18 protein-coding genes are annotated in these 19,959 nt (G+C 51.8%); 1 reads left to right on the top strand and 17 read right to left on the bottom strand.

What is annotated here, in order from left to right:
• The first annotated feature begins 268 nt into the window (after positions 1 to 268).
• Positions 269 to 3,913: a protein kinase domain-containing protein gene (locus CA13_RS05180; RefSeq protein ID WP_419193955.1), complete on the top strand. Its 3,645-nt coding sequence runs from the start codon at positions 269 to 271 to the stop codon at positions 3,911 to 3,913.
• A gap of 77 nt (positions 3,914 to 3,990) precedes the next feature.
• On the opposite strand, the gene CA13_RS05175 is transcribed toward CA13_RS05180, so the two are convergent.
• The 17 genes from CA13_RS05175 to CA13_RS05105 form a co-directional block, all read right to left on the bottom strand.
• Positions 3,991 to 4,764 carry a basic secretory protein-like protein gene (locus tag CA13_RS05175; protein ID WP_146394913.1) on the bottom strand — a complete coding sequence of 258 codons (774 nt, stop codon included), beginning with the start codon at positions 4,762 to 4,764 and terminating at the stop codon, positions 3,991 to 3,993.
• Positions 4,765 to 5,054: 290 nt separating this feature from the next.
• Complete coding sequence (locus tag CA13_RS34715; protein ID WP_419193954.1) at positions 5,055 to 5,363, bottom strand: hypothetical protein; 309 nt, start codon at positions 5,361 to 5,363, stop codon at positions 5,055 to 5,057.
• Positions 5,364 to 5,508: 145 nt separating this feature from the next.
• Complete coding sequence (locus CA13_RS34710) at positions 5,509 to 5,868, bottom strand: hypothetical protein (RefSeq protein ID WP_419193953.1); 360 nt, start codon at positions 5,866 to 5,868, stop codon at positions 5,509 to 5,511.
• A gap of 197 nt (positions 5,869 to 6,065) precedes the next feature.
• Positions 6,066 to 6,764, bottom strand: coding sequence for an ankyrin repeat domain-containing protein (locus CA13_RS05170; protein WP_146394912.1), 699 nt, complete (start codon positions 6,762 to 6,764; stop codon positions 6,066 to 6,068).
• Positions 6,765 to 6,956: 192 nt separating this feature from the next.
• Entirely contained in the window at positions 6,957 to 7,481 is a 525-nt protein-coding gene (locus CA13_RS05165) for a hypothetical protein (RefSeq protein WP_146394911.1), read from the bottom strand.
• Between the two features lie 45 nt (positions 7,482 to 7,526).
• The gene (locus tag CA13_RS05160) at positions 7,527 to 7,922 is read right to left on the bottom strand and encodes a hypothetical protein (protein WP_146394910.1); all 396 of its coding nucleotides are present in this window, start codon (positions 7,920 to 7,922) and stop codon (positions 7,527 to 7,529) included.
• 405 nt (positions 7,923 to 8,327) lie between these two features.
• Positions 8,328 to 8,600: a hypothetical protein gene (locus CA13_RS05155; protein WP_146394909.1), complete on the bottom strand. Its 273-nt coding sequence runs from the start codon at positions 8,598 to 8,600 to the stop codon at positions 8,328 to 8,330.
• Positions 8,601 to 8,852: 252 nt separating this feature from the next.
• Positions 8,853 to 9,317: a DUF1579 domain-containing protein gene (locus tag CA13_RS05150; protein WP_146394908.1), complete on the bottom strand. Its 465-nt coding sequence runs from the start codon at positions 9,315 to 9,317 to the stop codon at positions 8,853 to 8,855.
• A gap of 523 nt (positions 9,318 to 9,840) precedes the next feature.
• Positions 9,841 to 10,038 carry a hypothetical protein gene (locus tag CA13_RS05145; protein ID WP_146394907.1) on the bottom strand — a complete coding sequence of 66 codons (198 nt, stop codon included), beginning with the start codon at positions 10,036 to 10,038 and terminating at the stop codon, positions 9,841 to 9,843.
• Positions 10,039 to 10,062: 24 nt separating this feature from the next.
• Positions 10,063 to 10,746: a DUF998 domain-containing protein gene (locus CA13_RS05140; protein ID WP_146394906.1), complete on the bottom strand. Its 684-nt coding sequence runs from the start codon at positions 10,744 to 10,746 to the stop codon at positions 10,063 to 10,065.
• Between the two features lie 54 nt (positions 10,747 to 10,800).
• Entirely contained in the window at positions 10,801 to 11,685 is an 885-nt protein-coding gene (gene lepB / locus CA13_RS05135) for a signal peptidase I (RefSeq protein WP_146394905.1), read from the bottom strand.
• 316 nt (positions 11,686 to 12,001) lie between these two features.
• Positions 12,002 to 13,228 carry a hypothetical protein gene (locus tag CA13_RS05130; RefSeq protein ID WP_146394904.1) on the bottom strand — a complete coding sequence of 409 codons (1,227 nt, stop codon included), beginning with the start codon at positions 13,226 to 13,228 and terminating at the stop codon, positions 12,002 to 12,004.
• A 236-nt stretch (positions 13,229 to 13,464) separates the two neighbouring features.
• The gene (locus tag CA13_RS05125; protein ID WP_146394903.1) at positions 13,465 to 14,316 is read right to left on the bottom strand and encodes a hypothetical protein; all 852 of its coding nucleotides are present in this window, start codon (positions 14,314 to 14,316) and stop codon (positions 13,465 to 13,467) included.
• A 14-nt stretch (positions 14,317 to 14,330) separates the two neighbouring features.
• Positions 14,331 to 15,242, bottom strand: a complete 912-nt coding sequence (locus CA13_RS05120; RefSeq protein WP_146394902.1) for a DUF1559 family PulG-like putative transporter — start codon at positions 15,240 to 15,242, stop codon at positions 14,331 to 14,333.
• Entirely contained in the window at positions 15,239 to 16,936 is a 1,698-nt protein-coding gene (locus CA13_RS05115) for an ArnT family glycosyltransferase (RefSeq protein ID WP_146394901.1), read from the bottom strand. Before CA13_RS05115 ends, CA13_RS05120 begins: the two co-directional genes overlap by 4 nt.
• A gap of 65 nt (positions 16,937 to 17,001) precedes the next feature.
• Entirely contained in the window at positions 17,002 to 17,997 is a 996-nt protein-coding gene (locus CA13_RS05110) for a hypothetical protein (protein WP_146394900.1), read from the bottom strand.
• A 337-nt stretch (positions 17,998 to 18,334) separates the two neighbouring features.
• Positions 18,335 to 19,959, bottom strand: a 1,625-nt coding sequence (locus tag CA13_RS05105; protein ID WP_146394899.1) for a glycosyltransferase, incomplete at its 5' end; no start/stop codon positions are given.

Here is a 19,959-nt window from a genome sequence, read left to right as displayed (position 1 = left end):
AGTTTTATAAAATATTCGCGACTTAGCAGTCGCTTGATTGAGGACTAGGATTTGGTTGTTTACGCGACCAACGCAATCGTAAGATCCGTTACCGAAATGCTTTTGCTCACGGTTGTGGAAAAATGCCGACATTCTCCGCATGAGCAGCAGCGCCTCCCCTGTTGCCTTCGGTAGTTTGCCTTTGGTAGTTTGCCTGGGTGTTCGCTCCATATCCCGTCTACTGTCACAATTTACGAAGTTTTGCGAAAACGAAAGCGGTGAAGACTCTATGGCTGACAGTCAGGACGTTGATCTGGAAGCGATCGTGAAGGCGGCATCTTGCCTACCCCCGAAGCAACGCGAGCAATTTGTACTGCTCCTGCCCGCTACGGTACGCGCACACGTTCTGGATCGACTGGAAGCACTCAGCAAAGCTAATGTGAAGTTACGGGGTTTGGATGAAGGTACGCCCACGGTTGCTGAAAATCCAAGCGTCGATGTGGATGACGTGGTGGAAGCGTCCTTATCTAAAAGCAATCCAACCGTCGAAAGCGTTGACGGATGTGATTTGCCAACTCTTGCCATGACACAAGACGTGATTCGGCGCGACAAGACAATTGTTATGTCTTGCGATTCAAAACAGAGTTTGGGTGACAAATCGTCTGATTCAAATTCGGATTTCAATGAGGTGGCCGACGATGGTTTTAGCGACTCGCAAACGGCAAGTAAACGATCACGCGTTCGGTTGGTGCGGCGGCATGCGCGTGGTGCTATTGGCGAAGTATTCGTTGCCTATGACGGCCAATTGTCACGCGAAGTCGCATTAAAGCGAATCCGCCCTGAATTACCCCCTAGCAAGCGACGGGTACGACGATTTATTCGTGAAGCAGTCATTACGGCCAAGTTGCAGCATCCAGGCATTGTCCCGATTTACGATTTGGGTGACGACGGATTGTCGGCGCACTACACAATGCCGCTGGTCTCTGGTTCGACACTTACAGCTTTGATTGAACAAACGCATCATGAACTGGGCTCGCGGCCGACGCGCGAGGAATGGATGTCAAAACTCAGACCGTTGTTGACACACTTCATCGCGGTTTGTAACGCCATCGACTATGCACACAGCCAACGAGTTCTGCATCGTGATCTAAAGCCATCGAACATCATCATTGGCAGTCAGGGCCAAACCTTAGTTCTCGATTGGGGCTGCGCAAAGAATATCGGTGATCTGGATTCGAACGATGGTTTGGACTCCGACGACGGTGAGATGTTGACGGAAGCTGGCGGCGGCGCGGACATTACTGTCGCGGGAAGCGTCATGGGGACGATTGGGTTCATGAGTCCCGAACAGGCTTCGGGGGAAAATGAACAAGTGGGAACCGCCAGCGATATTTTTGGACTTGGCGCAACCCTATTCTGTGTGCTGACGGGGGATCTTGCTTTTAAGAGCGGATCCAATATTAAGCAGGCACTTGAGGAAGTGCGACAGGCGGCTTTTCGGCGTGTTGACGAAATCGATCCACGCGTGCCAGCGCCCCTTGTCGCCATTTGCCACCACGCGATGGAGCGATCTCCTGAAGATCGGTACCGTTCAGCAGGGGATCTTGGGCGCGATATTGACGCCTTTCTCGCGGGAGAGCAAGTCACAGCTTATCGCGAGCCGCTGCGGGATCGATTAAAAAGATTCGCTAAGCGTCACCAAACCGCAGTGGCGACGTTACTTGGCACCTTTCTAGTGGGATTTGTTGCGCTGGTGTTTGTGACCCTGATGATCGAACAACAGCGAGGAGCGCTTTCGGAAAAAAATCAGCAACTTGACTTTGTCAATGATCAGCTTGAAAAGGCTGTTGTGATAGAAGACGAATTGATCCAGGCAGGCACGATACGTGAAGAGTCTATCAAGCGACAATTGTATGAAACGCAAATGTTGCTGGCAAGCGAGGCGTCGTCGGAGCCCGGTGGTGTGGGGCGAATGCGTGAACTGATCGACCGCTGGCGAGGCGATGAGTTAAAGTATTTACGAGGTTGGGAATGGCATCACCTTGATGCACTTGGACACCGTGAACTTTGGAAGGTCGATGTGAATTCGACCGCAAACCGTGTGTTGTTCACGCGCGACCATCCCAACGCAAAAGTCTTTGATGCAGGCCAATCACTGATCACGACGATCAATGTGGTTGATGAAGACAGTGTTGCCGAAGACAGTGTTGCCGAAAACCGTGTTGCCGAAAACAGTGTTGCCGAAAACAGTGTTGCCGAAAACCGTGTTGCCGAACGGATTATGGATGTTGAAGCATTGCCAAAAAACGTGACCGTGGTTGACTATAATCGCGATCAGTCGTTGTTGGCCATGGGCTTAACCGATGGCAAGGTGATTGTGGTCCACACGACGGATGCAAATTTCGAACCGGTTGAGTTCATCTACCTCGATTCATCCGTCACGGATGTATGTTGGAACATTGGTGGCGATTATTTGGCAGCCTCCGACGCATCGGGTGAATTGGCAGTGTGGCAATGGTACGAACGTCAAATCCGAGGGACCGGACAAGGCGTGCTGAACCAACCTGGCAAACGCTTGCTGACATGGTCCTACGATGGACAACAAGTTTCGTGGACAACGGGTACGGAGATCCGACGGCTGACAATGAAGAACGAGCACGAGGATGTCATTGCGCGGGATGACTGGATCGTCAATCCATGCTGGAGCCATGAGGGGAAATTGCTCGCCTATATAGGACCGGAAAACTCGATCGTCGTCACTGATCCCATCTCGCAATCGACGAATCGTTACACGGGGCATCAGCTCTTTGTGGAGTCGCTCGCCTGGCATCCGAATCAACATTTTTTGCTCAGTGCAAGCGCTGACGGGACCGTCCGAATTTGGAACGCCGACACGCACAAGCAAGTTGAACAGTTGTTGGGCCACAGTGCCAACGTCTATGCGGCTGCGTGGAGTCGCGATGGCAAGAAAGTTGTTTCGGGCGGGTTACCAGAAGACTCGCTACACGTGTGGGACGTCTCGAATCTTGGCAAAGAAGCGTTTGACCGCGAACTTCAGGACCATCCGGCGGTTGCCTGGTTTCCAAATGGAGATCAACTTGCGGTTGCCGAACGGGGTGACATCTTATTGCAAAACAGTATCGGTGATTCAAAGTGGATTCGTAGCAAGGAACCAAAACCGCCCGAGATTTTTGCGATCGACGTTGCTGATTCCGAAAAACAGATCGCTTGTGTCTCCGCATCCGGACGCATTTGGACGATCGACATTGAAAGCGGCGATATATCCAAAGTCTATGATTCGGGTGGTCGCCGGAATCAGTTTCCTGAGATCACCAGCAAAGGAGTTGCTTGGTCAGCCGATGGCCGATATCTCGCAGGTGTAGGCGCGGGTGGGAAATTGCGAGTCTGGGACGTAGCCAGCGGAGAAGACATTGGGACCGAAATCGAACAGCGAGGCACAACGCTGGTGGTCGCCTGGGTGCCCAAATCTGCTGGCGATCCAACGTTGCTCGCTTACGCAGGAACCGATGACAATGTCTATGTGTTTGATCCGGATAAACGAGAAGTCATCGCGGAAATCACACAATACGGATGGAAGACTTCGCTTGCATGGTCAGGCGAGGGAACTCGTATTGCGGTTGGTGATCGGCGAAATATCAGCATTTGGGATGTAGAAACCGAGTCGCTGATTGCAACATGTGACGGTCCCAGCGCCATGGTCTGGGATGTTTCCTGGAATGATTCCCAAAATCGTATCGCGGCCTTAACCGAAGACGGGCGGGTCAGCGTTTGGAATTCGTTGACTTGGAAGTATTGTGGCAAGTTTAACCTGCACGACCGGGCACCTTACTCCATTCGATGGAGCCCCGATGGAAAACGTTTGGTTTCAACGGCACGGTACGGTCGCATCGTGTTTCAAGACATTGATCATTGAGACTTCGAAATCTCGCGGCCTTGTTTCGACCGTTGCCTTGGTTCTTCCAGTTCCGTTTCCTCGGTTGCGGATCCGGCTTAACGATTTGATGAGTGCTCTTTGGCGTACTCGCTCCACAATGCTTCGAGTGGTTGTCCCGTTTTCTCGACAAACAACGTATCTTTGTATTCGCCATTGCGTGCCATACTATTGAGACTTTTGACAATACCGGGGCCACGATCCGATTCCAACCAGAATAGGAACCCAGCAGCCGTGTTGTATCCCTGCAAATAGGCATTGTCTTGCCGAGGGATCGGGAAAAAGTCCTGAGGCTGCCCTTCAAAAATGGCTCGACGAATATAGTCAGCGATTCCTTCGGTGATCCAAAATGGAGTACCGTCGGGATACCCTTGGATGACATGAACCAATTCGTGTATGACGAGTCCGATATCCTCAGGATGCTTCTCGATCCAATGTGACGACACCGTTATCGTCGTCCCTTGAGTTGAAGCTATACCTTTTTCCGACTTGATGATGCGCAACGTAACCGTCTTTGGTGGCGTCACGTCCTTGGTTGCTAATAGATTGCAAATTCGCGGGTGCCATTCCAACGCAAGTCCCGCAGCATTGGTACCCCATTCCTTGAGTTCAGGCACTTCGTTGATGTCAAGGTTTACGGTTGCCTTGCCTCGTTTAAACGAAACGATTGAATCGGCCTTGGTGGTCGTTTGAGATGCGACCGTCAACACGAACGTCACGAAGAATAGGATGGAATGTCGTCTATGCATGTTTAAGAATGTATCGTCGGCGATAACCGTGTCGCGGGGGGATTGTCCATTGCAAAGCTGCTCGGTTCGGCAACTTTGATTCATCGAATGAGATGAGTTTGAGGTGGGGTAGCGAGGCGGGTCCCTCGCAAATCAACGGAAGGTTAGCGACCGTTTTTACCATCGGAAAGGCCACCTGCAAACGATACTCTAAAACCATTCCGAGAACCAGACATGCAGGAGGCTTCCATCGCGATCATCACTCAGGCCGACCCTCCAATGGATGTTTTGAAATCACCTTCATGGGCTGATGAATGGCCGCATTTTTGAATGCCTTGTTTTTAGGGAGGTGCGTTGAGAATCCTTGTCATGTTGCGACTTTGAATTCGCTCGGTTCAACGCTTAGAAAGGCTGCCCCTTTGCAATCGTTGTGCAAACCAAATCAATAGAAAGCTACCGCTGCCCCCGACGACGAACGGTCCGATAATGGGAATCGGGACAAGGAACAATCTGGGGATGGCAAACACAGATGCCACGTCAAACCAGTTGGGCTTGGGCTCTCCACGTCGTCCCCAAGCTTCAAGCAAGAACCACGTGCAGAACGCTGAATAGGAAAGGGCAACGATTGGCACAAAAACCCAGTACGGCCATCGTGCCTGACGCGGCAGTTGATGTTCGGTACTCAAGGACTTGTTGGTGTTCATCGTTGTTTCACTACGAAGGATTGTCAAAAGCACGGGGCGGTCGTCGCAAAAATCGGAACCCGCTCAACGTCCAACGCAAGTCGATGGATAACGCTCACTCTTCTACTGGACATTTTGTCCCGACAAAAGGGGGACCACCTGCCATTCAAAATAACGTCAACACGCCCGCAAGATGCATGGCGTATAGGATCGTCGGCACCAAGGCACATGGTACGAATGCCATGAACGCCAATGCATAGCCTTGCAAACCATTTCGGTAATGAATTGCCGCTGTCAGTAGTGCCATTGCACAAAAGAGGAGTACGCCAATGACAAAATTTCCAATGGGTCCAAGGTCAATGATGCCGAGGTTCCAAAGCACGCATAATGCAATTCCGGTCCCGAAAGTTGTCACTGCCAAAATGAATGCAATGAATGAGCGTCCGCGATGGTTCGAAGTATCACCTATTGCAGGGGAAGGGATTATGCTTGTCGGAGCTGAATAGGGGTTTTTGTCTGGATTCATCGCGTTAGGCCATTTTGGTATAGATGCATAAGACCAGTTGTCCGGCTTAAAACGTCCGTCTTTTCCGCTGGCGTGGATCGAAAGCTTGTCGAGCTTTAGGGTGTGTCGCCCAAAAATTTATCAAAGGGATGATACGAGTATCGTGATGAAGGTTGAATAGCGGTCGCTCGACTGGCATTCGTCATTACAGCATCTTGTTATCGCCCCGCCTCATACTCAACTAGCAGCTTCGTGACCTTTGCAAAACGTGGGTCGTCAGGATATTGAGCGAGCCACTCGAGCAAGGTTTTTCCATCATCTGTGAATTTGGCATTGGTGTCGGCGTGATTTTTCAATAGCAGTCGCACGGAATCAAGGTGCCCGTGACCCCCAGCGCAATAGAGAACCGTGTGACCACGTGCATTCTGGGGGTTGACATCGGCACCATGTTCAATCAACAGCCGAATGATCTCGGTGTCGCCGTTACGCGCAGCATGATGGATTGGATAGTCGCCACGCCCGTCGACCGTTGTGGCGAGCTTCGGATGGAGAGCTAGTAAAGAGCGGACGCGGGTTTCATTGCCGAGGAACATCGCTGCAAGGAATTGTCGCGATAGGTCGTCCGTTGGTCGAACATGCGTATCCAACGCTCCATATTTCACGAGTAAACCAACGATCTTCTTGTTGTTTGGCACCTCGCTTGCATAGTGCATCACGTATCCGTCGTGGGCTGAGAGATCGGCCCCAGATTCAATCAGGAATTCGACAATATCGGCGTGACGATTGAGCCCTGCGTGAAAAAGGGGTCGCCATTGGTGGATGTCGTCAGTGTCCACAATTGATGGGTCCGCCGTAACTAATTTGCGAACCGTTTCGATGTCACCATCGCGACACGCATTGTGAATCGTCTTGTCCATCGAATCTCCATGGGTTAGCGTTCAAGTCGAACGAGCCGACGACAAGGCTGGTCGATCGAACGGTTCAATGAGCTAAAAGAGGAATTTGGTTGCTGTGATCTCCGCATACAAATCGAACGGTCTGCTGGTTACCGAAGTGTTAATTGACTTGCCTGCAAATGGAAATGCAAACTCAAATGCAGCACAAAACGCTCAGTCCAAATTGTGTTTCGGGTTTGAAGTTGCATGTTCTGTGGGAAGTGTCGATTCCGACGCTATGTCTTGCCGAAGGTCGCCCCATCGCTTTACCGTTCGGAGTATTTCATAGGCAATATACCCCGCAACTACAAACGCAATTGCAGCGAATGACCACGAGAATCCAAAGTCACGAGGAATGTCATTAAAAGGATTTATCACAAAGGGCGGACGACAGAAAAAAGCATTGATATTGCCAAGAATAAACCCAATCGCGAGAAAAAGTCGGGGCCGTCTCAGGGAAGCATACACTGACAGAACGGCGGCAATGATGCCGAGAAGTGCGCCGCCCATTGGCGGGAATTCGGTAGAAAACGTGTCAGTCCAAAACAGTACCCAGTGCGTTGCCGTGCCAGCCAAGAAACCAAGTGCTCCCGCAGCAAGGGGTAAGCGAACCGAGCGTGAGGGGCGCTTGTCATCAGTGATCGCAGTTGGTTCGTACGGGTTGATGTCGTTTTGCAAGTTGGTTGCACGCGCTTTCATGTTCGTATTTCAGTTGTATTTGAAGAATCGCGTTTTGAATCCGGTTCAATTCGTGTCGTTCATGCTCGGGACTGAGTCACTGCGAATTGATTGTGTATTCGGCGCTTGCGGAGCAACGGACGACGGACGTCGAGGAGTCGTTGACACCGAAGGAAGAGTGAGTCCGTGTAGGATTGCACAAATAATAACAATCGTAAGCAATTCGACGACCGTCATCCGTTGTCGATTGATCGGATCTAGTTTCGGAGCGACTGTTCGCGAGAGCGTAAACCAGCAGACGGTAATAAATGCTACCGCAGGAGCGATCCCTGATATGCCGAATAGGCTCCACGCGGCATACACGATGGCGAAAGAGAGCGTCGCAAACAGAAGTAGGTAGATTGCCGAGCGAGGGCGTGTCGTCAACGCATCTCTTGGCGGTGCGTATGGGTTGGCCTTCATGTTTGTGCCGTGCGAGTATTCGTTCAATGAACGCTCAGGGAAATTGAATTTAATTTTGACCGGCCCACACTGTCGGCGCATTCGGTGGCTCTTTTTAGCGTCGTGCGGAACCGTTTCTTACGTTTCTGCAAAGTGTTTCGTCGATTCGGTCCGTTTACGAAGTTGGGCATCGAGTTGGCGGACAGGGGGCAGTTTGGGTTCCGTATGCCGTTTGCCGCTTTTGGATACCTTGCATGACATTACTTCCCGATCCAACAGGCACAGATCACGCTGCGAATACTTTAGGAATTCGACTCATGTGAGTTGGCCCTTAGGAAATGGCGGTATCGATCACCTAGTACCGTGGAACGCGTACATGCCGAGGGCAAAATTGACCACGGTTCATTTGTGTCGATGTGATGTTTATCACCGATCGTGCCGGTCAGGTGTCGTCCCCAATATAGCGTACCGAGCGAAGTCAATAAGCCCCGCGAACCGATAGTCAGGGTCGACGTAGTGTTCAATCACGTAGAAGGCGAAATAGTACGCGCGGCAAAACGCCCAGACGGCAATCAGCAGCAAAACCACAGTTGCGAGTTCCGCGTTGCGAGCGATGAGAATGCCGGAGGCAAGGATCCCAAGGAATAGAAAGAGAACACCCTTGATCCAGATCGCTTTAGGGTTTGTTAAATTTGCCATCAGTCTTTCAGATGCCTGGATTGATCGTATAGTGAGTTTCGGATGCTTTGGTCGCTACGGAAGCAACCCCCCCTGCGAATTCGGTTACCCAATACCTACGCTCGTCGATGTGCGTTTATGTTCGGGTGAATCCCAAGAGCACAGGCTCGCTTCATCGCTATTGTCCTTGGGCGTGACGGGATGGAGTGAGAAGACGGGAACAAGAAAGAAGACGCGGTAACGTGTCGGCAAATCGCGACCCGTCGCGATCAGCTACTTGGCACGTTCGTATTCGGTTTCAATCGCTTTGGATTCCACTGCATCGGGATCGATATTGTACGCGGTGATCGTCAAGTGATCATTATCAATCAATTCATACTCGGTTCGCCATCGCCATTTCGGTTGTCCTTCGCCGATGTCGTATTCGCCCACAACTTTGAAACCTCGCTCGCTTTGTTCACCTTGCGAGAACATGATTGCATAGTTCATGTGAAAGTCGTCGACCCAAGATGATTGGAACAACTGGGTAACTGAATTCAATGCGATCAGTTCTTCGCCAAATCGAGGTTTGCCTTGGATTGTGCTTTCATAAGTGTGCCGAATGAAACGGCCATCAAGGATCCCTGAAATTTCTCCGGTAACCTGAGACTCATCAGCGAGCTTGCCGGGTTCGAACCAAGTTCGACATTTGCCTTCCCATTTTCCAATTAGCCTTTCAAAAAGATCGCATTGTGGCATCATTAAATCCTGATATTTGTTGAGTAGTTCATTGACGGGAACCGGTCGGATCCGGTTGCGCCCAAAGTTCGAGCAACGATTAGCGGAGAAGAATCCAAACCAATGTCCATGTGCTTTTTTTATTGGCGAACGTTTCCACTCAGCCAGCGCTGCGTAAACCAACACAATTCTAATTCGGAAAAGAACAATCTGCCGCGAACCGAAGCGAGCGGCAAGCACCAGTGAGACAATATTGGCTGTTTCTGGGTTAGGTATCAGTCCCAACGCAATCGGTTCAGTTTAATTCATCGAGTTATTGCTTCGAAAATTTGCAGTTTAGGCTTCGGGCCGCGTATTGTAATCCGGCGAGGTGGATCGACCCGTTCAGGAAGCTCCGAGAAGGTTGAACACCGTCAATTGACCTTTGGATGAATCGTTCCAAGTGCGTCGTCACCCGCAATGCCTGCCGATGATTGCGGCGGCGGGGGAAACGAAGTCTTCGACGCGGGCGAAATGCGGTTGAAGGAATTGCTGAGTATGGGCCCTATCGTATCGCGATAACATAGCGGCGTTGAGATTCAGTAGCACAATCGCCGCTTCCCTGGTTGTCGGACGACAATGATCGCCCAGGGATCATCCACCGTACATCAATCACGCGAGCAATGACGCGAGCAATGACGCGAGCAATCACCCGAGCAATGACGCTTCGAGTTTGATGACGCCTCCGTTCACCGTTTTGCATGCACGCTTCGGTGTATTGCTTTCGCTATCCTTCGGTTTCAATCGTCATTGACTCTTTGGAGAGCAGGTCCAATGAAGTGAAGGTAACCCAGCCGAACACGACGCCAAGCACGAGTCGATGTGTCGTTGGCATCGTGATCAGTCCAGTGCCATAGCCGATCATTGGGATCACAACGAGAACACTCGCAATCTCTGCTTTGCGTTTAACGAATCGGTTCAGTGAGGAAAGGCCACTAACTCGGGCCAAACCAAAACACCATCCGGCAAGTGCTAGACAGATCGACACAAAGTGGGCTTTGGATAGCGAAGCCTCCGCATTAACCAAATCCGTTGGTATCGCTGCTAACGCAAACCCGATACCCGATAATGCTAACCATAAACCAGTTGTCGTATCTGTAATCATGCGACCAAACGCGTATCCAAATGCCGCGAGTGTCACGCCAACGGTGAGAAACCCAATTGCATTCCACCAAACCTCGCACGGTTGCCCTTGCGCACCGAGTTTGCTGATAAAGTCATCCAGCGGGTCAAAATCGGGTGTCAAAATCGAGCACACGATAAACGCGGTACAAAACAAGCCAACGCCAAGGAGACCGAGAAAGGCGGCGATGTAGCGATTCGGAGTGAACGGTTGCATAAGCATGAACGAGATAACGACCCGGATCAGAGGTGCAAGGGAACTGAATATCCATTCGTGTAAACGGGCCATTCGGATCAACGACCACTGGGGCTCCGTTACATCCGATGTTTTTCGCCGGTGGTTCTAACGAATCATCATCCCAATTCGTTCCCATGCTACCGGCCCAACATTAACGTCATCCAAGTTTCTTGGATCCTTGATCGTCCTTGGTCTCGACCAAAAAACTCGCACTGCTGTTCCGCGGTAATCCGTTTTCGATATCGGGCCCAGAAACCGACTGTCCATCGAACGCCGTCGAGAATCCCCAAGTACGAAGAAGCAGTCTCTCGGGACACTCGTAGTAGCCATGTTTGCTAGGTCCTCGAATTCGGGAAGTTCCCCTTCAAAGTTGGCATTGGGATCACTTATCGCGACGCCATTAAGAATGACCTTCTCGTCAACTATTTCAATCGTGTCCCCTCCGAGAGCAATCACACGCATCACGTAGAGTGGACTGCCAGGTCCTCTGCTATGAAAGACAACCACATCACCGTAATCAATCGCGTCGGAACCACCCGCCATTTTGGTAACAAATATCCGGTCGCCCGCCATGATCGTGGGCGACATTGGACGAGACGGCACGACAAAAGACTCAGCAACATAGGTACGCGTAAACCTTGAAACGCCCTCAATAGCGGTAAGGTAAACAACAAAAACCAACGGATATATCCACCAACGCTGAAACCATTTGAGCTGCGTTGTTACAGTGCTCCGAGCGATACGGACAGCATCGACGATCAGCAAAATCGGATAGCAGACAGCGGCGATCATCAATACTACAAAGGCTACACGGCCATCCGACGGTGAGACGGCGAGCGCGCTTAGTAACGGAAACAGCAAGAGTGTAATGAATGCTAGGACGAAGAATCGAACGCCACGACCGCAATACAGCTGCCCAAGTGGTCCGCCCAAAAGGCTAAGCAGTGCAGCAACCCAAGGACGACGTGGAGTAGATTGTTGTTCTGACATATTTTGGTGCAATAACGATTTTGTTGACCGGGTGCGAATGGACATGCTTCCATTTGCAATCGTCTGTTTTGAATAATCCGGTTCAACACGTTGTTTGGTTTGCTCCTCGATTTCAGCAAGAGTGGTAGCCGTTTTCGTGACCGGTCCGTCGTTAGTGTAGCCGAATTCCCAAGGCGTTGCGTCCGCAAGACACAAGTATGGCCATCGAAGGAAAGAACGTGTCGTAAACCAATTTGCTGGCGGTTTCGATCGTGACCTGCTTCCCTTTTCTGTACCAACCGCAGTGAGGAAATCTGGGGGATTTTACCGACTCTTCTCAAGGAACAGGTTGGCGTCTTGACACCGGGAGTGAGGCAGTCGCATAAAGAACCATCAGCATTTTGATGCCAATCAGCGGCGCGGCGTAGCGGTCGTAGTAGGAAATTAACACGTACGGCACCAGCACCGCAGCATAGATCCAAATCGCCGCCGATTCCTGTTTCGCGAGGGTACGATCGGTTCTCAGTAGAATCACGAACATCGCCAGAAACGGAAACACAAATACGATTGACCTGACGACTCGCAAAGTTTGCGGAATGGCGTTTGCAGAAAGCGGTTCCCAGAACAAGGTTGCCGAGGCAAACCGGTTGGCGATTCGATCTAGGCAATCCACCGGTTCCGTTTTGAACTTTTCGCTAGTCTCGGTATCGAACGTATCGATAAAGGCGATTTCGCCCAATTCGACGTAGCGACGACGTGCCTCGTTGTCCTTGCCCCACGGATGTTGGATCATCACAAACATGTCCATCACGCCGTCGTTATCGAGACACATCGATTGCCACAACTCGAACTTGCCCGCCGATTTGATCGGCACCCAACGTCCTAGTACCACACGATTGCGGATCATCCAAGGCGATATGACTGCGATCGAAACGAAGGCTGCAATCGCAACAGAGCGAATCGATGCTCGCCATGATACCGCCGTCCAAACGGCCCAGGCCGCCGCCATCACGGGGCTGCACAATGCCACGATGCCTCCTGCCACTCCGCATCCCACCGCGATCGCGCCCGACGGCGCTGATGGCCATCGCGTCATGATCCAAAACAAGACCCATGAAACCAACAGCAGCAATGCATGGTCATGCGTGAAGTAAAACAACGTATGAAAATTGACTAAGATTCCAACGCTTAGAATCAACAGCCCCCAACCGACGCGGCCGATGCGGATCGATTCACGGATGACAAACAAACAAGTCGTCGCAATCGCTATTCCTTGTAAACCGACAAACATCGCGATCACTGCCATGCGATCATTATCGGCTAGCCAATATCCAGCCGCCATCAAGATTGGAAGTACCGGCGGCATCCAAGCGGTCGGGCCGCTTTCGACTTCGAAAGGATCGCTGAAACCACGGCCTGCCACGATTGCGCGGGCGATCGAATCGTATTCGGCTCCTATATGGTCAAGCATGTTAGGGCCGCGCGTCGATATCGCGAAACCGACAAGCGGAACCAGTAGACTGACGATGTAGACCCAATAGGGCAATTTTGGTTTTGGACGCATTAGGCGAGCGGCGTTTGAGTTCTTACCCGGATCGTAGTGGGATTAGCCAGAACCCCTTCCGAGGCGCGAGGACATGAGAGTTCTGGCGAACTCCACTACATTAGTTATCGCTGAAATTGATGTTATCATGATACGATTCTAGCGACCAACGGGAGCGGGCCAGCGCAATCCGAACGGTAGCTCGCTTCGCATGCGGTCGCACCGCACTACGGCTAAATTCTCTTCTGCCGATCGCCTTAGATTCCCATCTGCCACTGTTGACGCAGATAGAAACCGAACGCGATCCCCGCAACTGCGACAAAACACCAAAACAGGATCCTCCAACTTGACGTTGCCGGCGGGATAGCTGAATCACTGGCTAACTGCTCCGCTTCGATTTCCAGTGATTCAAGTTCGACGGCCAAGTCTGCTTTTCCCCCGCCCGATCCGATCCATACCGCGACGGGGTAAATATCGGTGGTGGAAACTTTCTGCTCGTCCAATGGTATCAGTTGCCCCTTGGCACCTCGCAACACCGTTAGCAACTTGCCCCTGCGAGTGACCTCGATCACTTGCGTCGCTTCGAAAACGTCGGTAAAGGCAGGTACACGACGGACGTCATGTTTGTCTTGCCCGCCCGTGGTATAGTCGATTTGCCAGTAGATCACGCCATCGGTCGCCGCGATCAACGAAACGGTGACGCCGCTGCGCGCACGATCACAAAACTCCAAACGCAACTGCACACCGCTACCCCAACCTTGATCGGGAGCCGTCATTTTGTCGACCGAAAACTCCATCCGGATTGTGCCATCACCGCGAAACCCAAAACGAGTCTTGCCGCCGACCGAGGCCATCGTCGTATCGTTTTGTTTGTTCTCTATCGCAATCCCAGTCTTCGTGACTTTCGAAGCGACACCGTTTTGGTCAAAGGAAAAATCGAGCCCCGGTTCGGTCTTCGTCGCTGCGCCAAAGTGATGAATGAAGGATTCCTGAGCGTTCGTCGGGCGAGCAAGAAGCAGGAAAACAACCAACAGTATCCACGCTGGCTTACCAATCTTTACGTAGCGAGACGCGTCAGAAAAGTCCGCAACGTGTTTACATCCACTCATTCGGCCATCCCTTCTCATTCGGCCAGCCCTTCGGATTCACCGCCGTCGATGCTCAAGGCTGCGGCCATCCGTCGCCAATCGGCACTCGTTGTGATGAATTGGACATGACCATCGGCAAAGGCGAACAACGCACCCCCGTCATGCGGCGACCCCCAATTTTCGCGAAACTCGATACCGACCCGGTCGGTTAAGATCTTGGTTCCCGTTCGCATTGTCCCCTTGGAACCGCCCAGCCAAATCGGCTCATCCCAGTACCACGACGTATCGAGTTGCACGACCGGATCGAACGCTTTTTCGCCAATCAGCAGTGTTTGACTCAGGCCATCTTTGATTGCGCGGAACGAGATCACATCGGGTCGATCGGGGAACGTCGCACCGTTACCGGCATAGTCTGTCTTGGTCATCGCAATCCCATCGGATTGATAACGCGCATATTGGTCATCGGCAGTTGCCATTGCTGGCCCCCGAGGACGTGACGGGCAAGCAAACAGAGGCAGCGACACGCCACAGTTACCATTTTGGTACGCAGCGCCCTGTTCAATCTTGGGCAGAATCGAATAGCACCACGAACCCGTTTGCTTTTTGCCAACCCACTGTGGATTCCCAACGCCCCAAGTGAAAGTGATCGCAGTAAAGTTTTCGTAGGTCGTCGGTTGGATCTCTGCGCCCCCGACCAGAGCCAAGGTGCTTTTCGGATCTGCGCCACCATTGGATGGAATCACGCCAAAGCTGTCATGGAACATCGAGACGCCGAGAGCCAATTGGCGAATATGATTCTCACATTCGAGTCGTCGAGCCGACTCCCGAGCACGCTGAACCGCCGGTCCCAACAGCGAGACCAAGATACCGACGATGGCGATCACGACCAATAACTCGATTAGCGTGAAGGCCGGGCGATGATGGCGATGGAGGCAGGTGACACTCATTTTAATTCTTGCGAAAGATCGTTCCGTCCATCTATGTGATACACGTTCGTGGACACGGAAAGCTTTTTGTCGGGCGTTTGTTCGAGAAACCAATCATAAGGTTTCTCCAGGCACTGTGCTTTGGAGACCACCCACCAACCAGAAACGGTTGGCCCCTTCTCGTCGACCAATTCTTGGGCCGAGGTTGCATCGATTCCCAATTGTTGAAAATCAAGTGGATTGGTATGAAGCAAGTAGACAGGCCGTTTTTGGGGATTCTCGCGAACCCATTGTGCGATTGTGGGAAGATCCTGGCCCCAGTCGAGATTGCTGCCGTCCAAATAGAAGTGGCCATTGCATGCACCGCCAATCCCTTTGCTAAAGAATGCATAGGATCGCGGCAGCATCGTCATGCTGCTTAGAGAAAACCATAATAGCAAACACGAGAATGCGATCCGAATCAGCAGCGAGCTTCGTGAGAAAAAAAAGCCAGCGAGTAAGAATGCGGCTGGAAAGGTGGGAAGAACGTACCTCAAGTGATGACTGAACCCGGTTTGCGAACTTACAAAAACAAACACAAGCAATCCAGGTAGGATCACCATTGCAAAACCGTACCGTTTCACCTGCGATCGATGATACTTTTTTCGCGAGAAGATCAAGCCAAAGACGCCCAATGGAAGCATCAACCAAAATGCCAACGGCTCTTTCACCAGCCAAGCGACAATGTAGTAATACCACCATCCGTGATTGCGCCAATGGCCCATTAGGTATGAGGGCAATCGACGCTCGAAGTCTCGTTTTTGAACATCTACCCCACTGACGTAATTCTCCGGAAGTGGTGAGGGAATCCAGGAGAAGGGCGTGTTACGAAATCGATTACCTACCGAGCCGAGTTCATAACCACCAAGCGTTCGGCTAATAAAGTCAAAACGGCCCATTGGTTGCATGAAGCCGCGAAAATCGTAGGCTGCATGGATCAACAAGAAACTGACCATCACGATCCCGACGACTTGTAACCCTTCACTCCTCGAACTGTTAGGAGATCGTCTCCTCAGACACCGAATGCCCCAGATCGCCACGAAGATCGGCGGCAGGATGATCCATGTCGCTTTGCTTAACATCGCCGCTGCAATACTGACGCCTAACCAAACGGACTGGCGTACCGCCGCGATGCGATACCACACATAAAAACACCACGATGCCCAAAGCCCAAACACCGCGGCGGCGACGTCTGGCGTGATGGCGGCACCGTGTGTCAGGATCATTGGCGAAAACACCCAGAGAGTTGCCGCAAACAACCCGGCACCGACTCCAGCGAAATGCGTTCCGATCTTCCAGATCAACCACGTTCCAAACAAGGCGATCGGTATTACGCCCATCCGTGCGATTGAAATCCAGCGGAATACCTTCGATCCAAACTGGCTCATATACTGGCGGGCAACTCGAAATTCGGAACGATACCCTGGTGCCTCCGTGATACGTACTGGCTCCATTCCGCCGCCCAACAGAAACACTGGCACTGCGGCAACTGTTCGTACCAGTGGCGGATTCACTTGATAGGGATGGAAGTCACCATATTGAAGGTGATACAACCCGCTTGGCAAATGCCTCCATTCGTCCCACCCCGGTCCGGTGGACCATGCGTTGATCGATAGCATGACCACCTGACAGGCCAACAGGAATCGCACAAGACGATGGGCCGTAAGTCGGAACATGTTATGTGTTAGTCACTTGAAGTTATCGCCAAACCCAATCATTCCTAACGCGGAACTGTTTGGCCTCAGGAATTCTTAGCTTTTCCCCACCGATTTCGCCCGTAAATTGCCAGCAGGATGATGCCGACTAATAGTACAGCAATCCGCCTTACCCATGAGGCTCCGCTACGACGAATCGGCCCCCCGTCAACATAAAAAATCTCCAATGGAGCTGGGCCGAGCTCGACCTCCTGTAGGGAGGTTGAAGATCCGGCTTTATACTCGTCCGAAGCAACGCCGGATTCAACGTCGAATCCAACAACATTCCCCAAAGACGCCGTGGAAATAGGGTGATTCTGATTGTATTCCCATGAGGTTTTTCCAGAGTAATGGTGTTCAGCCAAGTCATCATTTGGCGCTGAGTACCCTACGACCGTATCACCCTCGCTGGAGAGCAATCTGAAGTGATCACCAGACAATATCACCGTTCCTTTCGATGTTTGATCATCGCTTGTTACAACGAAATCGTCGCGAATGTCACCATTTGGAAGCGAGGATAATTGGTGCTTCGCGCCATCCAATGGTTTGCTGTCGCCTCGTAGGATTGCAGAGGCAACCTCATAGATCTTCTTGTTTTCGATTTCGTTTCCCTCGTCAAACCACGACGCAGCCTTGATCGTTGAAAGTCCGTCATCGAATGAGCCTACATGCGTGACCACCCCAGGATCGGATTTTGATTGTGAAAGCATTCTTACATGACCTTCGGGTCTGACGATGGTGCGATACACCTTCACCACCTTCTCGCCGGCCCCATCAAATGTAGCCCCATCCACTCGAAAATACTTCCCTTCGCGTGACCAAAACTCGATCTGTTCTTTCGTTTCTCGGCCATTAAAACCTGTTCGGCGACTAATCCAAATCGCGTGCATGTTATCGTACTCACGCTCATACGATTGACTTTTTGAAACGATGGCTTTCAAAAGTGTCCGGTCGATGGCATGGTCGTCCGCGACAGAATCAGCGGCATGAACAACGAAGAGACTGGCGATCAGGATCCGCCAAATCGCGAAATAGGCTTTCAACGTTCTTCCCTAATAAAATGAAAACGACAACAAAGAAGGACCACTGGAGAAACCAGTGGTCCCTGAACGCTACGCGATTATATATCACAGTTACATGGTTGACCTGACCGAACATTACAGTAACAGTCCGATCCGCTCTTCCGCCCCGAACACTTGGAACCAGTAGCGCAGTAGTTCTGGTTACTGATTTTCTGATTGACACATTTTGACGTATCGGTGCAACCATCACCACCAACATCGGCGAAAGCACTGAGTGCGGGGACCATCGCAGCAAAGATTAGGGAAAGGCCAAGGGTTGCCAGAAAACTCACAAATCGATCTCTCATTAGTTTTTTCCTCATGGAAAGATTGCATTCACGGCGTTGGGATTCGGATGCACTAAAGCCGTCACGTTGAGTGTTAACCCCGACGTGGAATCGTCACATATCAAAAACGCGGATTCTCGCTGCGGACCACTTTCGGATCGACCGTACATGGACACGCGAATCCACTCGGTTTGCGAAGGCTCAATGGTGATTGGCAAGTCTTCAAGCGCCACGCAGCGGCACGAGGCTTTCGCCCCGAGAATCCGTATCGGAGTCGCCGACGCGTTTCGCACGCGAAACGTTGCTGTCGCCTTTTCGTCAGCGTCCAAGACACCGACAAACTTGTCCGATGAATCGACCAGTAGCGAACGCCCTGACAAATAACCAAACGCTGAATGGACCGACCCGAACCACAGCGAAGCGCCTATGAGAAGGACGGGAATCGCGAACTTTAGATTCTTGGCAAGATCACCCGTCATGCCTTCGGCAACAAAGACTCGATGGTCCCAAGCGGACCTATAATAGACAAGGCCGCTAATCGCCAGCAGATCCAGCACCAACATCATGGCAATCGGCAAGCCGCTGCCGCCGAGACATTGACACTGCGTCGCACCGGAGAACCAATTGATCGACAACACGACCACAAATAGCGAGAACATCGCGGTAATCGCTTGACGAAGTAGCCGATGCGGCAGCAACGTTAACGCCGCCCAGCCGGTTACGATTTCCACTATGCCCCACGCCAGCACCATTCCGGCGGGAATCACCAAGAATGATCCCAGTAACGATGGCTGAGCTGCGAATACCTTGCCGAATCCAGCAATCAACAGCAATACCCCGATCAATACTCGCGACGCGATGTAAACCCAGTTCGACTTTCTCGACGTGTTCTCGGAATCGGTCGTTGGAGCTGGTGACACTGGCGCGACAAACCGATAACGAACTGACGTCGCGATCAGTCGCAAAAAGTCGTTGGCAACGATCTTCTTTCCTTCCGCGTAAGATCGCGGCTGGTAGCTTATAGGAATCTCGGTAATCTGCTTTCCCGCGGAGAGCAACTTGGCATTGATTTCAGTACACAGTTCAAAGCCACGACTTTGTAGACCAAGATTACCTGCCAGCTTGTTCGGCAACATCTTGTAACAGGTCAAAGGATCGGATAGCCACTTACCAAACAGCATCCACTGAATCCAAGCAATCACACGGACAGCCAGGTACGCCGATTGCATGCCACCGTTGGCTTTGCCGGTTCGCAAGTATCGCGATCCATAAACGATTCCGTCTGAACACTGGTCTGATTGAGCAAGTTCAAACATCGTCGCCAAATCGGCTGGATCGTACTCTTCGTCCGCATCCTGAATCACCATCCAGTCGCCGCTGGCAACTTCCAAGCCCGACCGCACCGCCGCACCCTTGCCTGCGTTCGAATCGTGACGAATGACTTCCAACTGCAACGGCTTGGTCAGCCGAGCAAGAATCGATGCTGATTCATCGGTAGAACCATCATCGACGACGATGACTTGAGCATCAGGCAGTTCACGTCGTACGCGAGTCAAAAGCGACTCGACCGTCGCCCCCTCGTTGTAACAGGGAACGATCACGGACAACGTCGCCGTCGACGCTGGGCTAAGCGATGATACGTGCTGCTGAACCATGA

Origin of the sequence: Novipirellula herctigrandis, assembly GCA_007859835.1 — a bacterium.
GTDB classification, from domain to species: domain Bacteria; phylum Planctomycetota; class Planctomycetia; order Pirellulales; family Pirellulaceae; genus Novipirellula_A; species Novipirellula_A herctigrandis.
The sequence above is the reverse complement of the archived record's forward strand: the minus strand, read 5'-3'. Positions and strand labels throughout refer to the sequence as shown.

Excerpts from the sequence above, each read along its gene's own strand:
- CA13_RS05180 (WP_419193955.1), top strand. The coding sequence starts at position 269 with ATGGCTGACAGTCAGGACGTTGATCTGGAAGCGATCGTGAAGGCGGCA.
- CA13_RS05175 (WP_146394913.1), bottom strand. The coding sequence starts at position 4,764 with ATGAATCAAAGTTGCCGAACCGAGCAGCTTTGCAATGGACAATCCCCC.
- CA13_RS34715 (WP_419193954.1), bottom strand. The coding sequence starts at position 5,363 with ATGAACACCAACAAGTCCTTGAGTACCGAACATCAACTGCCGCGTCAG.
- CA13_RS34710 (WP_419193953.1), bottom strand. The coding sequence starts at position 5,868 with ATGAATCCAGACAAAAACCCCTATTCAGCTCCGACAAGCATAATCCCT.
- CA13_RS05170 (WP_146394912.1), bottom strand. The coding sequence starts at position 6,764 with ATGGACAAGACGATTCACAATGCGTGTCGCGATGGTGACATCGAAACG.
- CA13_RS05165 (WP_146394911.1), bottom strand. The coding sequence starts at position 7,481 with ATGAAAGCGCGTGCAACCAACTTGCAAAACGACATCAACCCGTACGAA.
- CA13_RS05160 (WP_146394910.1), bottom strand. The coding sequence starts at position 7,922 with ATGAAGGCCAACCCATACGCACCGCCAAGAGATGCGTTGACGACACGC.
- CA13_RS05155 (WP_146394909.1), bottom strand. The coding sequence starts at position 8,600 with ATGGCAAATTTAACAAACCCTAAAGCGATCTGGATCAAGGGTGTTCTC.
- CA13_RS05150 (WP_146394908.1), bottom strand. The coding sequence starts at position 9,317 with ATGCCACAATGCGATCTTTTTGAAAGGCTAATTGGAAAATGGGAAGGC.
- CA13_RS05145 (WP_146394907.1), bottom strand. The coding sequence starts at position 10,038 with ATGCAAAACGGTGAACGGAGGCGTCATCAAACTCGAAGCGTCATTGCT.
- CA13_RS05140 (WP_146394906.1), bottom strand. The coding sequence starts at position 10,746 with ATGGCCCGTTTACACGAATGGATATTCAGTTCCCTTGCACCTCTGATC.
- lepB (WP_146394905.1), bottom strand. The coding sequence starts at position 11,685 with ATGTCAGAACAACAATCTACTCCACGTCGTCCTTGGGTTGCTGCACTG.
- CA13_RS05130 (WP_146394904.1), bottom strand. The coding sequence starts at position 13,228 with ATGCGTCCAAAACCAAAATTGCCCTATTGGGTCTACATCGTCAGTCTA.
- CA13_RS05125 (WP_146394903.1), bottom strand. The coding sequence starts at position 14,316 with ATGAGTGGATGTAAACACGTTGCGGACTTTTCTGACGCGTCTCGCTAC.
- CA13_RS05120 (WP_146394902.1), bottom strand. The coding sequence starts at position 15,242 with ATGAGTGTCACCTGCCTCCATCGCCATCATCGCCCGGCCTTCACGCTA.
- CA13_RS05115 (WP_146394901.1), bottom strand. The coding sequence starts at position 16,936 with ATGTTCCGACTTACGGCCCATCGTCTTGTGCGATTCCTGTTGGCCTGT.